16 protein-coding genes are annotated in these 14195 nt (G+C 67.6%); 9 read left to right on the forward strand and 7 right to left on the reverse strand.

From position 1 onward, the window contains the following. The first annotated feature begins 3 nt into the window (after nucleotides 1–3). A complete protein-coding gene (locus VFB33_15445; GenBank protein ID HZO83088.1) occupies nucleotides 4–507 on the forward strand; it encodes a zf-HC2 domain-containing protein in 504 nt (167 codons plus the stop codon). Nucleotides 508–532: 25 nt separating this feature from the next. Continuing rightward, nucleotides 533–883, forward strand: a complete 351-nt coding sequence (locus tag VFB33_15450; GenBank protein ID HZO83089.1) for a hypothetical protein — start codon at nucleotides 533–535, stop codon at nucleotides 881–883. Between the two features lie 2 nt (nucleotides 884–885). Here VFB33_15450 and VFB33_15455 read toward each other — a convergent pair whose 3' ends face one another. Continuing rightward, nucleotides 886–1443 carry a tetratricopeptide repeat protein gene (locus tag VFB33_15455; GenBank protein HZO83090.1) on the reverse strand — a complete coding sequence of 186 codons (558 nt, stop codon included), beginning with the start codon at nucleotides 1441–1443 and terminating at the stop codon, nucleotides 886–888. A gap of 126 nt (nucleotides 1444–1569) precedes the next feature. Between VFB33_15455 and VFB33_15460 the strand changes: the two genes are divergently transcribed. From VFB33_15460 to pobA, 3 genes are all read left to right on the forward strand, one after another. Continuing rightward, nucleotides 1570–2406 carry an alpha/beta hydrolase gene (locus VFB33_15460; protein HZO83091.1) on the forward strand — a complete coding sequence of 279 codons (837 nt, stop codon included), beginning with the start codon at nucleotides 1570–1572 and terminating at the stop codon, nucleotides 2404–2406. Then, on the forward strand, nucleotides 2403–3239 hold the full coding sequence (locus VFB33_15465; protein HZO83092.1) for an alpha/beta hydrolase: 837 nt from the start codon (nucleotides 2403–2405) through the stop codon (nucleotides 3237–3239). The genes VFB33_15460 and VFB33_15465 overlap by 4 nt, the downstream gene beginning before the upstream one ends. A gap of 253 nt (nucleotides 3240–3492) precedes the next feature. Next, complete coding sequence (pobA, locus tag VFB33_15470) at nucleotides 3493–4686, forward strand: 4-hydroxybenzoate 3-monooxygenase (protein HZO83093.1); 1194 nt, start codon at nucleotides 3493–3495, stop codon at nucleotides 4684–4686. Between the two features lie 17 nt (nucleotides 4687–4703). On the opposite strand, the gene VFB33_15475 is transcribed toward pobA, so the two are convergent. Further along, the gene (locus VFB33_15475) at nucleotides 4704–5147 is read right to left on the reverse strand and encodes a GNAT family N-acetyltransferase (GenBank protein HZO83094.1); all 444 of its coding nucleotides are present in this window, start codon (nucleotides 5145–5147) and stop codon (nucleotides 4704–4706) included. A 146-nt stretch (nucleotides 5148–5293) separates the two neighbouring features. Here VFB33_15475 and VFB33_15480 point away from each other — a divergent pair, with 146 nt between their 5' ends. Then, nucleotides 5294–6274 carry a redoxin family protein gene (locus VFB33_15480; GenBank protein HZO83095.1) on the forward strand — a complete coding sequence of 327 codons (981 nt, stop codon included), beginning with the start codon at nucleotides 5294–5296 and terminating at the stop codon, nucleotides 6272–6274. A gap of 38 nt (nucleotides 6275–6312) precedes the next feature. After that, entirely contained in the window at nucleotides 6313–7110 is a 798-nt protein-coding gene (locus VFB33_15485) for a Sir2 family NAD-dependent protein deacetylase (GenBank protein ID HZO83096.1), read from the forward strand. Nucleotides 7111–7174: 64 nt separating this feature from the next. Here VFB33_15485 and VFB33_15490 read toward each other — a convergent pair whose 3' ends face one another. The 4 genes from VFB33_15490 to VFB33_15505 form a co-directional block, all read right to left on the reverse strand. Then, complete coding sequence (locus VFB33_15490; protein HZO83097.1) at nucleotides 7175–9055, reverse strand: glycosyltransferase family 39 protein; 1881 nt, start codon at nucleotides 9053–9055, stop codon at nucleotides 7175–7177. Nucleotides 9056–9098: 43 nt separating this feature from the next. Next, nucleotides 9099–9302: a CDGSH iron-sulfur domain-containing protein gene (locus VFB33_15495; protein HZO83098.1), complete on the reverse strand. Its 204-nt coding sequence runs from the start codon at nucleotides 9300–9302 to the stop codon at nucleotides 9099–9101. A gap of 204 nt (nucleotides 9303–9506) precedes the next feature. Beyond that, complete coding sequence (locus VFB33_15500; GenBank protein ID HZO83099.1) at nucleotides 9507–10412, reverse strand: DMT family transporter; 906 nt, start codon at nucleotides 10410–10412, stop codon at nucleotides 9507–9509. 167 nt (nucleotides 10413–10579) lie between these two features. Next, the gene (locus tag VFB33_15505; protein HZO83100.1) at nucleotides 10580–11365 is read right to left on the reverse strand and encodes an undecaprenyl-diphosphate phosphatase; all 786 of its coding nucleotides are present in this window, start codon (nucleotides 11363–11365) and stop codon (nucleotides 10580–10582) included. Between the two features lie 160 nt (nucleotides 11366–11525). Here VFB33_15505 and VFB33_15510 point away from each other — a divergent pair, with 160 nt between their 5' ends. Further along, nucleotides 11526–11843 carry a hypothetical protein gene (locus VFB33_15510; GenBank protein ID HZO83101.1) on the forward strand — a complete coding sequence of 106 codons (318 nt, stop codon included), beginning with the start codon at nucleotides 11526–11528 and terminating at the stop codon, nucleotides 11841–11843. A gap of 67 nt (nucleotides 11844–11910) precedes the next feature. Here VFB33_15510 and VFB33_15515 read toward each other — a convergent pair whose 3' ends face one another. After that, a complete protein-coding gene (locus VFB33_15515; protein ID HZO83102.1) occupies nucleotides 11911–12675 on the reverse strand; it encodes a hypothetical protein in 765 nt (254 codons plus the stop codon). 112 nt (nucleotides 12676–12787) lie between these two features. On the opposite strand from VFB33_15515, the gene VFB33_15520 reads away from it, so the two are divergent. Next, nucleotides 12788–14152 (forward strand): hypothetical protein, encoded by a 1365-nt coding sequence (locus VFB33_15520; protein HZO83103.1) that lies wholly within the window; start codon nucleotides 12788–12790, stop codon nucleotides 14150–14152. Nucleotides 14153–14195 lie beyond the last annotated feature (43 nt).

Below are 14195 nucleotides of genomic sequence, written 5' to 3' on the forward strand. Positions count from 1 at the left end.
AAGATGAACTGCTTCGAGGCACGACCGCAATTCGTTGACTTCTGGCGCGGCACGCTCGACGCCGAACAGCGCGCCGCCCTGGTAGCGCACCTCAAGGAGTGCGCGAAGTGCGACCGGGGATTCCGCGCCTTCGCGCTGACCGCTCCAATGCTCCATCCGCGCGCCGGTGCCGGAGCGCCTGAGCAGGGGACAGCGTCGGCAGACGCGGGCGACCGGCCAATGGACACGCGGCGCGCGCCGCGCGCCGACGCCGTACGCGCTGCGGAGATTATTCGCCGTGCGGCGGTCTACCAGATGGAGCCGCGCGGTGCGGTGCAAAGCTGGGGTGCGATCGCCAGCGCGCTGTCGGCGGTGGCGGCGGCGGTTCTGCTCGCCTGGGTTTCGGTGACAGCGCCGCCGCAGTCGCTCGAAGACGCGCTGGGTGCCACGCAGGAAGTGACCACCTCCGCCAACAACCCGCTCCTAGGGCAGCCGATGCCCGAGATCCCCAACGACCTTGTCGGATAAGGGCAAAGGCTGGCTGATTGCGCTGGTGGCGATCGCCGCGTTGGTGATTGGCTTTGCCGCCAGCAGCCTCGCCTATCGCTACCGGCTGCTCCGTGTCCCGCACGAGCCGGTGATTGTGCGGATGCAGCGTGAGCTGAACCTGACCTTCTCCCAGCGCGAGCAGGTTTTGCAGATCATCGAGGATACGCGGTCCAAAATCCTCGGCCTGCGCCAGCAGTTCGAGCGTGAGCGCCGCGAGCAGCTGCGCCAGGCCTACAGTCAGATCCGCGCCTTGCTCACCCCCGAGCAGCAACAGAAATTCGACCGCGAGTTCAAACCGCCACCCGAGCGCTTCGGACTGCCGGGGCACGGCGCTGCGCCGGGCCCGCGGCCCTGAGCCTAGAGGGCGCCGATTTCGCCCAGAATCTTGCGCGCCTCGGCTGCCGCGGCCGGGCTCTTGGAGCTGTCGGCGGCGGCTTTCTTCAGGTATTGGAGCGCCTCGCCGCGATTGCCCTGCTGGGCGAGGATCTCGCCGATCCTGAGCGCGGCGAAAGCCGAGGTCGGGTCGAGCTGGTAGGCCTTGCGGTAGTAGGGCAGGGCGTCGGCGGCCTTGGGCGGCGTGAACGACATGTAGGCCTCGCCAATATTGAGATAGGCGCTGATCGAGTTGGGTTCGTACTTGATGAGCTTCTTGTAAACCGAGACGACCTGGTCGAACTGCGAGCGCGAGTTGTAGTACAGCCCCAGGTAAACGTAGGGGTCTTCCAGCGTGGGATCGATATCGGTCGCCTGCCAGAGCAGTTTGACCGCCTGCTGGCTGTCGGTCATGTTGATAGCCGCGTCCACCAGCGAGCGGGCCTTGGCCGCGCTGGCCTCGTCGGCGTACGTCGCGCGCGGCGCGCCGATCACGAGCAGCGCGAGCACTCCCAACAGTCCCAGCCTCGCCCCGGTACGCATCGAAAAACGCCGTCCCCGTGTCACCCTTGGATCGTGGCATGAGGAATAGTGCGTTGCAAAGCCGCAGGCCCGACGCCATAAGCGAGCGGCGCGCGGCACTGCGCAAAGAAGGGTTCGATCGCGCGGATGGAGAATCGCAAATTCAACGGCACCGGTGGAATCGAGCTCAACTGCGTCGATTATGGCGGCGAGGGAAAGCCGCCGATGTTGCTGGTGCATGGCGGCTCCGCGCACGCCCGGTGGTGGGACTTCGTGGCACCGGCGCTGACCGACCGCTTCCATGTGCTCGCGCTTGACCAGCGTGGCCACGGCGACAGCCGATGGGCCGCGGATTGGGCCTACGGCTCGCGTCATTACGCGGACGACCTCGATGCCGTGATAACGGACTGGGGCCTGGGCGCGCCCGTGCTGGTTGGCCATTCGATGGGCGGGCACAGCGTGCTGGTGTACGCGGTCGAGCATAGCGAGCGGCTGCGCGCGATGGTCGCGATCGACTCCACGCCTGTTTATCCCGAGTACGCGGTCGAGCAGCTGCGCGCGATCGCAGCGCGTCCGGCGCCGGTATACGATTCGCTGCAGGCGGCGATCGCCGCCTTCCGCACGTTACCGGCCGAGACGCTGGCGTCGCCCGAAGCCCTGCGCCACGTCGCCGCCCTCAGCTTCCGCCAGCGTGAGGACGGCAAGTGGGTGCACAAGATGGACCGCCGCACGCTCGTTCGCGAACCGATCCAACTGAAGATGGCTGACCTCGCGCGCATCCGATGCCCGGCGCTGCTGATCAAGCCGGCCGGAAGCCCGCTGCTGACGCCCGAGTTCATGCAGAAGATGGCGGAGCGGATGGCGCGCGGGCGCGTCGTGATGGTCGAGAATTCCAACCATCACGTGCCGATCGACAATCCCAAGGGGCTGGCCGCCGCCATGGGTCCATTTCTCGCCGAGGTCCTCGCGGCCGGCGCGCGATGAGTGAGCCGCTCAGCCGCTTTACCGGCGGGACACCGCGCCTGCACTTCCTGGAATGGAATCCCGGCGCGCTACGCACGCTCGTCCTGCTGCACGGCAACAGCGCCAACGCATGGTGGTGGCAGCCGGTGGCCGACGCGATGGGCGAGGCGGATCTACGGCTGCTCGCGCTCGACCAGCGCGGCCACGGCGACAGCGAATGGGTGCGTCCGCCGGCCTACTCGCCGCTCGATTATGCGCACGACCTCGCGCGCTTCATCGCCGAGTACGCGCCGCCGCGTCCGTTCGTCGCCGGCCACAGCATGGGCGGGCTCAGCGCGCTCGCCTTCGGCGCCGAATATCCGGGGCTGGCCCGCGCAATCGTTGCGATCGATGTCGCGGTGACGTCCACCGAGCGGCGCAACCATTACCTGCGCCGGCTCAAGGGGCTGCCGGTGGTAACCTATCCCGATTTCGAAACCGCGCGCGCACGGTTTCGCCTGATGCCCGACGAGGGCGACGTCGCGCCGGCGACGCTGGCCGCGATTGCGGAAAAGAGCCTTGGGCAGGCGGCGGAGGGGCGATGGACGATGAAGTTTGACCGCGAGAGCTTCGTCGGCAGCGACGGGATTGACGTGCGGGCGGCGATCGCGCGCGTGCGCGATCCGCTGCTGCTCATCCGCGCCGAGCACAGCCGGATCATGCATGTCGACGCGGCGCGGCTGGCGGCGGCGTCCAATCCGCTCGCGCGCCTGCTGACGATCCCGGCCACGCACCATCACGTGATCCTCGAGCGGCCCGCCGCGATCGCCCGCGCGATCGCCGAGTTCGTCGCCGAAGTCGAAGCGCAGGGGTGAGTGATGTTCACGCAGGGGAAGCCATCGCTTCGCCCGGGATGACCGCGGGGCGACATTTTGTCATTTTGAGTGCAGGCCGCCGAAGCGAGGAATCTCCGCGAATCCATGGTCTTTGGCTGGCGGGCCGCTCGACGGGACCGGCGTTGAAGCATCAGCACGCTGGCGCGGGTTCCCGGCGCTGGCGTAAATTCCGATCGGAACCGGGCACGGCCGCCGCCCTGCGGATGAGCGCGCGCCCCGGACCGGCACGCCGATGGCCAAAACCATACGCACGCAAGTCGGAATCGTGGGCGCGGGTCCCGCGGGCCTGATGCTCTCGCATCTGCTCAATCGCGACGGCATCGAGTCAGTTGTAATCGAGGACCGCAGCCGCGAGTATGTTCAGGAGCGCGTGCGCGCCGGCGTGCTCGAACAGGGCACGGTTGACCTGCTGGTCGAGAGCGGCGTCGGCGAGCGCTTGCTGCGCGAGGGCCTGGTCCATCGCGGGCTCGAGCTGCGCTTCGCCCATCGCGGCCATCGCATCGACCTCCACGGTCTCACCGGCGGCAAGACGATCACAATCTATGGCCAGAACAAGGTGGTCGAGGATCTGACCAACGCGCGGCTGGCGGCGGGCGGCCGGATCTTCTTCGAAGCCGAAGACGTAAGCCCGCACGGCTTCACCAGCTCCGAGCCGACGATCGGCTTTCGCAAGGATGGCGAGCCGTACGAGCTCAAGTGCGATTTCGTCGCCGGGTGCGACGGCTTCCACGGCGTATGCCGGCCGTCAATTCCGGCCGGCGTGCTGACCGAGTACGAGCGGGTCTATCCGTTCGGATGGCTGGGAATTCTGGCCCAGGTAGAGCCGTCGTCCGACGAACTAATCTACTCGCGCCACGAGCGCGGCTTCGCCCTGCACAGCATGCGCTCGCCCCAGCTTACGCGCCTGTATCTCCAGGTCGCGCCCGAAGAGGACATCGGCAACTGGCCCGACGAGCGCATCTGGGACGAGCTCGAGCGCCGCTTCGAGACGACAGACGGCTTTCGGCTCAAGCGCGGACCGATCGTCCAGAAGGGGATCACGCCGATGCACAGCTTCGTCGCTGAGCCGATGCGCTACGGGCGGCTGTTCCTGGCCGGCGACGCGGCGCATATCGTGCCGCCCACCGGCGCCAAAGGGCTCAACCTCGCCGTCGCCGACGTGCGCGTGCTGGCGCGCGCGCTCGCCGAGTTCTACAGGACCGGTGCGCGCGAGCCGCTCGAGCGCTACTCGGCGGTCTGCCTGCGCCGGGTATGGAAGGTCCAGCGCTTCTCGTGGTGGATGACCGCGATGCTGCATCGCTTCGGCGAGGAGAACGCTTTCGACGAGCGCCGGCAGCTCGCCGAGCTCGACTACGTGACCGGCTCGCGCGCAGCCTCCCAATCGCTCGCCGAGAACTACGTCGGCCTGCCGATGGAAATGGATTAGGCGGGCGCGCCGCCGCCCTACAGCGCGCGTTCCATCCGGCGGTGCATGATGCCCGCCTCCTCGAACACCTCCCCGATCGGCTCGAAGCCGAGCTTTAGGTAGAACCCTTCGGCGTGGAGCTGCGCGTCGAGCACTGCACGGGAAAAGCCGCGCTTGCGCGCGCAAGCGACCAGGAACTCCAGCATCGCGCGCCCGACACCCGCGCCGCGACGCTCCCGCAGCACCGCCATCCGGCCGATTTTGACGTAGCCCGCGTGCGCGACCATCCGGGCGCATCCCACCGCCCGTCCGCTCTCCAGCGCGAGCACGTGGAGTGCGCGCGCGTCGTCGGTGTCGAGCTCGATTTCGGCGGGGACGTGCTGCTCCTCGATAAAAACTCGCCGACGGATCGCCCACGCCCGCTCCATCCGCGCGCGATCGGCGCCGACTTCGATCACCTGCAACGCGCCTCGCTCGGCCATCGCTCCTCCCACTAGCGCGCGCCGCCCGCGAGGGTCAAACCGTCGAAGCCGGCAACTCCCAAGGTCAGGTTGTCGACGGCGTCGGCGTTGAACGGCGGCGGCAGCGTTGTGCTAGGCTCCGCCGAGGAGCCGCACCCGCAGGAACGATGCCGCAGATTAACGAGACGATCTTCGCACCCGAGCTTGACGGCGGCGAATGGCTGCAAGGCGGGCCGCTTAGGCTCGGCGAGCAGCGCGGGCGGGCGGTGGTACTGATCGATTTCTGGGATTACACCTGCGTCAATTGCATCCGCTCCCTGCCGTACGTGGTCGGATGGGATCGGCGCTACCGCGAGGCGGGCCTGGTTGTGGTCGGCGTGCATGCGCCCGAGTTCACCTTCGCGCGCGAGCACGGCAACGTGCGCGAGGCGGTCGCGCGCTTCGGGATCGAGTACCCGGTCGTGCTCGACAACGGCTACGCGATCTGGCGCGCATTTTCCAACCGGTGCTGGCCGGCCAAGTACCTGGTCGACGCGCACGGGCGGATCCGCTACTACCATTTCGGCGAGGGCGCCTACCATGACAGCGAACGCGCGATCCAACGCGCGCTCGCCGAGCTCAATCCACGGTTCAGCGCGCCGCCGCTGATGGCGCCGGTGCGGGACACCGACCGTCCGGGAGCGCTTTGCTATCGCGTCACACCTGAACTCTACCTCGGCTACGCGCGCGGCCAGTTCGGCAATCCGGGCGGCGTCGTGCACGATCGTGCGCACGACTACGCCGACCCCGGCCATCACGCCGAGGGAATCGCCTACCTGGGCGGGCGATGGATCGTCGGGGCGGAGAGCGCCGGCGCCGGCGCGGCGGGCGCCTCGCTCGCGTTGCGCTACACCGGCAAGGACGTGAACCTCGTGATGGCGCCGCCGGCGCAGGGGCCGGTAAGGGTCGAGCTTAAGCTTGATGCCGACCAGCGCCCCGGCGAGGACGCGCGCCCGGACAGCGGCATGCTGCTGATAACAGTCGATCGGCCGCGGATGTACAACCTCGTGGCCAACGAATCGGTGAGCGCGGGAGCGTTGACGCTGCGCGCGCGCGAGCCGGGGCTCGGCGCCTACGCGTTCACGTTCGTTTCGTGCGCGACCGAGTAGGCGGCCGCCGCGCGGCGATGTCGGGAGGTGCAAGTGCGATGGCGCAGGAGAGCGAACGGGCGAGCGAGGCGCAGATAGCGCGGGCGGCCGAGATGGTGCTGGCGGCGCGCTATCCGATCGCGCTGACCGGCGCCGGGATGTCGGTGGAGAGCGGGATTCCGCCGTTTCGCGGCCCAGGCGGGCTGTGGACCAAGTACGGCGAGCCGCCGATGAACGGCTTTCAGATCTTCCTGGCCGATCCGAAGAAGGGATGGGAGGACAGGCTGCGCCGCCAGGACGACGAGCTGTTCGCGCCCTTGCGGGTCGCCAAACCCAACCCCGGCCATTACGCGTTTGCCGAGCTCGAGCAGATGGGCGTGCTGCGCTTCCTCATCACCCAGAACGTTGACGACCTCCATCGCCAGGCCGGCCATAAGGCGCTCGCCGAGATCCACGGTAACTGGAAGCTCATCCGATGCCTGGAGTGCGGCGCCCGCTTTCCGGCCGAGGAAGTCAGCCTCCAGGTGCTGCCGCCGCCATGCCCCAAGTGCAAGGGGCTGCTCAAGAGCGACACCGTGTCGTTTGGCGAGCCGATCCCGCCCGACGTGCTGCGCGAGTGCGCCGAGCATGCGGGGCGCGCCGACCTCGTCATTCTTGGCGGAACCTCGGCGACGGTCTATCCTGCGGCCGGCTTCGCAATCGAGGTCAAGGAGCGTGGCGGGCGGATGATCGAGGTCAACCTCTACGCGTCGGAGGTGACCCAGATCTGCGACCTCAGCCTGCGCGGCGGGGCGGCGAGCGTGATGCCGCGCCTGGTTAAGGCGATCTCGGCGCTGCGCCGCGCGCGCCTGTCCTAGCGGGCCCGCGCTGCTCAGCGCGGAGCAAGACTCGAAGGCTCGTGGCCGGCCGACCACCACCTCTTCACACGCTGAATTGCGGAGGTTCCCGCTTGCCCGGCGGAGCGGTGGCGGGCGGCGGCGCGGGCGCGCCCGGGCCTGCCGGCGCGCATCGCAGCAGCACCATCCCGCCCGAACCGTCGAGCTCGGTGGGGTGGCTCAGGAGCAGCGCGCGGAACTGCGCGCGCATCGACTCCGGCAGGCGCATGAAGTCCTCGCGCCAGGCAATCAGGAAGTCCGGACGCGCGCCGCGCCAGACCGAAACCACCGGCATGTTGCGCTCGCTGTAAAACGCGACGTCGTAGTTGAGCGCGCCCATGTAGCCGACGCTGTGATGGCCAACGATGCGCATCGCCTCTTGCGTGAACGGCTTGAGCGTGAGCGCGTTGGCCAGCGCCGGTTCGACGTACAGGTTGGCAATCGACGCAAGGCAGGCAACTGCGCCGACCATCGCGATGCACAGCCGCTCGATGCTGTCCTCGTCGCGCGCGGCGTAGAGCCCGACGATGATCAGCGCCACGCCAAGGCCCATCGCTAGAAAGGGATGTGCGGCGGCAGCGAGCTCGAGCTGAGGTACAAAGTCGTAGTCGGTGATGCCGAACGGCTTGAGGATCGCGCCGAGGTCGTGCGGTGAAAAGGCCACCAACGCCAGGCCTGCGAGCGCGCAGCCGCCGGCGACGATGAACGACACGGCCGCGATCTGGCGCAGCCGGCGGACCCAAATCGCGGAAAATTCGGGCGCGCGGGCGACCTCTTCGAGGTACACGGCGAGCAGCGTGGCGAGCGCGGGATAGAGCGGGAGCAGGTAGATGCCGCGCTTGCTCGCGGGCAAATTGTAGAAAGCCAGGACCACCGCGAACCACACCAGAAGGTAGGTCAGGCGCTGGTCGATCGGCCTTGGACTGCGCGTGGCCTGCACCAGCAGCACCAGCAACAGCGGGGTCCAGGGCATGAAGCCCGCTAGCAGCGCGCCCTCGATGTAATAGAAGGGATGGGCGTGGCCCTCGCGGACGCCGCCGGTATGGAGGAAGCGAAAGAGGTTCTCGGCCAGGATCTGCTTGTGCACGAACGCCATCCCGCCCACCATCGTCGCCGCGACGTACCATCCGCCGGCGACGATGGCGACCAGCGCCGCGCCCCGCACCAGCCGCATCCGCCCGATCACCTCCCATCGCCCCGTCGCCGCCATCCATACCAGCGCGACCAGCCCCGGCAGGACGACGCCCACGGGCCCCTTCGCCAGCACGGCCAGCGCCAGCGCGGCATAGAGCAGCATCCGCCGCTCCGTGAGGCCCTCGGCGAGCATGATGAACTCGAAGAAGGCGACCTCCATGAAGAACGCGAGCGTCATATCGACGCGCGCGCCGTCGCCGGCCTGGAGATACTGCACGGTGGTGCCGAGGATTAACGCCGCGAGCATTGCGACACGGCTGTCAAAGAGCCGGCGGACGTAGAAGAAGCAGGCGAGCATCCCGGCGATCGCCAGCAACGCCGAGGGCATCCGCACCGTCCATTCGCTGATTCCGCCCGCGAGCAGCGAGAACAGCGCCCCCATCCAATGCATCAGCGGCGGCTTAGAGGGGATTTCGACGCCCGCGCGCAGCGGCAGGATCACGCCGCCGCCGCGCACCATATTCGAGATGATTACGGCCTCGCGCGGCTCGCCCTTGGTGTATAGCGGGTAGCCGCCGAGATTGAGGAGGAAGAGGATCGCGCCGAGCGCCAGCAAGACGACCACGGCGAGCGGCGGCTCGGCGATCCCGACCAGCCATGCGACGCCATGCGGAGCTCGCGCGGGCGGCTCAGCGGACGTCGCTACATCCTGGGAGGCGAGGTCGGAGCGGGCCGCGCCGGAGCGTGCGTCGTCCATCCCGCCCAGCATAGCGGTAAGCGGGCGGGAAAGCATCGCGCGACCCCGCTGGCCGAGGCCGCGCGACGGGTTCGGCGTCTCAGTACTGCTTTTCGATCTTGATCCGCCCCTTGTCGTCGTAGGCGTATAGCGCCGAGCCCTCCTCGTCGCGGGTGCGCTTGTGCGAACCGTCGCAGAAGGGCTTGTTCTTGGAGAGCCCGCAGCCGCAGATCCATACCGGCAGCTCGGTGCCCTCGGGGATCTCGTAGGGAGCGTTGCGTTCGTGTTCGACCAGTCTGGCCATGGCGGTTTCCTTGGTTTGCTGGCGCGTGATACTCGAGCGCGCCGGGGTTCGCAGCCACTTAAGACCACCCCAAATTGATAGTCAAACGCGCCGGCGCGCCGCGCGCCGAATGCCGTGCCGTGGAAAGCGAAAAGGGCGCGCTCCGGCGAGCGCGCGCAGCGACGCCTGTCTTTGGGATACGCGCCCCACTGAGAATGGGGCCGCTCAGGCGATCGGATGGTGCAGCGCTTCGGCCTTCTCCGCGGCGGCAAGGCGGCGCACGCCGTCGGCGCCCAGCACGAGCATCAGGATGCCCACGATCGAGACGAAGATGCCGGCGAGCTCGCGCTCGGTCGCTCGCTCGCCCAGAAAGACGATCGCGAACAGGGTCGAGAGCAGCGGCACGCCAGGGATGACCAGGGCGGTAGTCCAAGTCAGCGACAAGCGGCTTATCGCGGCGTACCAGGTCAGCGAGCCGAGGAAGTAAACGATCGCGCCGGTTGCGACGATCGTCGCCAGCACCGTCGGCTCGCGCAGCTCGGCGACCGCAGCAGGATGGAGCGCAGCCAGTATCAACAAGAGCACGCCCGCCGCGTAACCGTAGCGAGCGCCGGTGATACACAGGGGCGACAGCGGCGGCATCACCGCCAGTGACAGGACATGCGCGGTCTGCCAGAACAGCGGCGTCGCCACCACCAGCATCGCGGCCCACGCGGGCGAGTAGGCACCGCCGGCGCCGAGCACCGAACCGATCCCGCACAGCACGATAACAGTGGCGGCGATCTGGCGGACGGAAGGGCGCTCGCCGGCGAACAGGGTCGCGAGCAGCAGCGAATAGACCGGCTCGCTCTGTAGCAGCAGCGTGCCAGGAATCGCGTCAATTCGGCCGAGCCCGAAGACCAGCGTCAGCGTCGTAACGACCGTCCCCGAGGTCGACAGCCCCAGCAGGCGCATCCGGTAGCGCCGATCGACCAACGCGCCGAGCTCGCCGCGCAGATAGAGCATCGGCAGGACGCACATCGCGGCGACCGTCGTGCATCCGGCTGCGTACAACAAGGGATCGAGCCGCACCGCCCCGTAGCGCATCAGGACCGGCTGCACGGCAGCGATGACGGTTGTCAGCGCCGCCATCGTCAGTCCCACGGTGCGCGCGCGCGGGGGTGGCGGCGCCGCGGGTCGAGCGGGTGTCGAAGGTTGCGCTTGCGAGCGCCGGTCGTCGGCTATCGCGCGGGGCTCTTCCACGGCTCAGGCGGTCCTGCGATTCGGGTCACGCCGCGACTTGCGTACGCGGTGAAACGTCAGCGGCGGCCTACGAAGACTGCGACAACGAGCGCGGCCAGGATCAGCCGATAGATCGCGAAGGGAACGTAGTTGCGCGTGCGCACGTAACGCACGAGGAAATCGATCGCGAAGAGGCCGAAGATCGCGGCCGAGATGAAGCCCAGGCCGAGCGACCAGTTCAGCCCCTCGCGGACCAGCTTGCGCGCCTCGACCAGCCCTGCGCCGGCGATAATCGGCGTCGCCATCAGGAAAGAGAAGTTGGCCGAGTCCTGCCGCTCGATCCGGATCAGCCGCGCCATCGTGATCGTCGCTCCCGAGCGCGACACGCCGGGCACAATAGCGAGCGCCTGGCTGAGCCCGATCGCGACCGCGTCCCAGAAACTCATTTCGCCCATCGTTCGCTTCTGGGGCATAACTTTGTCGAACAGCCAAAGGAGCACCGCAAGCACGGACATCGCGACCGCGATCAGCACGGGAGAGCGGAAAATCGTCTCGGCCTGCTTTTCGAAAGCAAGGCCGATGATCGCCCCCGGGACCGAGGCGACGATGAGGAGCATCAGGAGGCGCCGCTCGGCAAGGTTGCCGCCAATCATCGACTCGGCCATCGCGAACCACTCCCGCCGGTAGTAGATTAACAGCGCGACCAGCGTCCCGAGATGGAGCGCCACGTCGAAGGCCAGTCCCGGATCGTCCCATCGCATCAGCCAAGGCAACAGAACGAGATGGGCGGAGCTGGAGATGGGGAGGAACTCGGCCAGCCCTTGGATCGCGCCCAGGATTATTGCATGAGCATTAGAAATCATTATTTTTCACGTGTTTAGACCATCAAGCAGCGGCTGGCCTTGGCTCCAAAGGGCCCCCCGCGGGTGGCGCTGATGCGGTGGGGCAAGCTTGGCAAAAGCTCAAAAGCCGCATACGATATGCACCGTGGGGCTGGGTAGCAAATCAGGAGTGCCATCTTCGATGGTTCGCGGCGCCAAGAACAAGGTGGTCCCTCTACGCGAGTCGAGCATCGTTGTCGATGGAGCTATCCATCAGAGCGACGGCATGGAATCTCCGCACATCGAGCCGCGCCGCTTCCCGATCGTCTCGAGCCTGCCGCGGCTGCCGCTGATGATTCCCGACGAGATCCTCGATTACTACGGATGGGTTTTCTGCCAAGGCGGCTTCGTCAATCTGCAGATGACCTTCGAGCAATTCCTGACCGTAGTGGCCGCCGTGAGCCCGACCGGGCTTTGCCCCGAGTACGACGAGAGCGATTCGGTCGTAGCCAGCGATTGAGCCATCCCCGCCGCTCATCCTTTCGCCCCTCACCCCTTCGCGCCGCCGCGTCCGCACCGCATTGGAATCAGGGCGAGCCGCTCGCTGACGTATTCTTTAGCAAGCTATTACTTACCCAAACGCTCTGAAACGGTGTTACGTCAGTCGGCGAGTTGAGCCCGTTGTCCTTGGCGATCTGCCGCCAGTTATCCTCGTTGCCGGTGACGCGCTTGGCCAAGGCCTTGAGGTCCTCGTTAGGCAGCAGGGTGAAATTGACCCCGCCCGACGACGGTGTTCCCGAGGGCGGTGGGTACTTGCGTGCCAGCTCATCGATCTCGCCGAAGAGCGCGAAGCGTTTGCTCGCCTTGTAGTCGGCCAGCTCGCTGTCTGGAATCCCCTCGGTACGGACGTTGACCACGACTTTGCTTTTATGGCTGCCCTCGGGGACCACCTGGACCTCGTAGCGGTAGCGCGGCTGGACGCCGAGCATCCCTTCCATGAAGCCGACCTTGGTGTCGGCGTTGCGCCACAGGGTGGCAAGCGAATTATTGGGCTCGACCTCGAACAGGATACCGTCACCGCGCAGCGCGTCCTGGGTCAGCAGGAAGGTGTCGTGGGCGGGGAAGTTGACCTCGTGCTCCTCGCCGAGCGCGGCGTCGGCCGCGCTCCAGTGCTCGCTGTACCCCCACCATCCGACGGCGCATCCGGCGAGCAGCGACACCAGACACACCATCACCCACAGCGCCCACTTGGCAGCAGCCGAACGATTCACCACCATCACGCTAACCGGCACGAGGCCACGTCCAGACAACCATGCGCTGGGCGTGCGCGCAAGCGACGGGGCGTGCGCCATTCGTGCGCGACGCATCGGTGTGTTAGAAATTCGATGGCGACGCTCGAAGGCGCGGCGGTGCCCCCCAAAACTCTTCAATCGCCCCGCGGTTCAAAGCTAAGATTCACGCCCCATGGCTGAAGTCACTACACAGGCAGAGCGGCGCCACGTCGTGGCGGTCGTCGGCGCGGCGACTGCGGGGGCCGAGATCGCGCGCATCATGGCCGAGCGTGGAGTGCTGGTCGTCGTCATCGAGCAAAACCCGCGGCCCTACGGCAAGATCGAGGACGGGCTGCCGCGATGGCACGTGCAGCAGCGCAAGGACGAGTACGAGGAGATCAACCGCCGCCTCGACCATCCCAACGTCGAGTTCGTGCCCCTGACCCGGCTCGGCCGCGACCTCTCGTTCGAGGAGCTGCGCGACGGGTGGGGCCTGAGCGCGGTCGTGCTCGCGCACGGCGCGTGGCGCGATCGTCCCTTCCCGGTCGAGGGCGCCGACCACTTCATCGATCGCGGCCTAGTTTATCAAAACCGCCTCATCTACTGGTTCAACCACTACCCCGAGCGCGGCTACAACGGCCCGCGCTACGAGATCACGCCCGGCGCGATCGTGGTCGGCGGCGGGCTCGCTTCGATCGACGTCGTCAAGGTGCTGCAAATCGAGACCACGCTCGCGGCGCTGCGCGCGCGCGGCATCGAGGAGGACATGCTGCGTCTGGAGCGCGAGGGGCTGGAGCCGGTGCTCAAATCGCACGGGCTCAGCTACGCGGACCTCGGTGCGGCACCGTGCAAACTGTTTTATCGCCGGCGAGTCCTCGACATGCCGCTGTCGGACATCCCGCCCGACGCGCCGCCCAAGCGGGCCGAGGCGCTGCGCGGCGCGCGCGCAAAAATCCTCGAGAAGGCGCAGCGCAAGTACCTCTTCGAGTTCCAACCGCTGAGCGTGCCGACCGGGATTATCGTCGAGGGTGATCGGATGGTCGGCGTGCAGATGAGCCGCACCGAGGTCGCCGACGGCCAGGTGCGTACGCTGCCCGACACCCAGTCGCCCGAGCGCGCGGTAATGACCGTGAGCTCGATCGGCAGCATCCCCGAGCCTATCCCGGGGATCCCGAGCAAGGGCGAAGTGTACGCCTACCTCGACGCCAAAATCGGATTGATAAGCGACGGCGCGACCGCCGTATATGCCGCCGGCAATGTGCTAACCGGCAAGGGCAATATCAAGGACTCATTGGAGAGCGGCACGTTCGTCGCCACCTACGTTGCCGAGAGCTACCTTGGACTCAACGGCGAACGGCCGGCGCTCGCTGAGGGCGCGCGGGTCGAGGCGCACGCGCAGGGCAAGCGCATCGCGGGCGCGGTCGGCCGGCGGCCGCCGCTTGCCCCGGAGCAGATCGCGGAAGTAATGCGCCGGGTGCGCGAGCGCCAGCGAGCGGTCGGCTACAAAGGCAACTATCGCGCGTGGATCGCGCACGTCACGCCGCCGGATCTCCAGTAGCGGATACGAACCCCGCGCGCGCCGCCGCGGGCGCGCGCTTCGG

The organism is Candidatus Binataceae bacterium (assembly GCA_035650475.1).
Classification (GTDB): domain Bacteria; phylum Desulfobacterota; class Binatia; order Binatales; family Binataceae; genus JAKAVN01.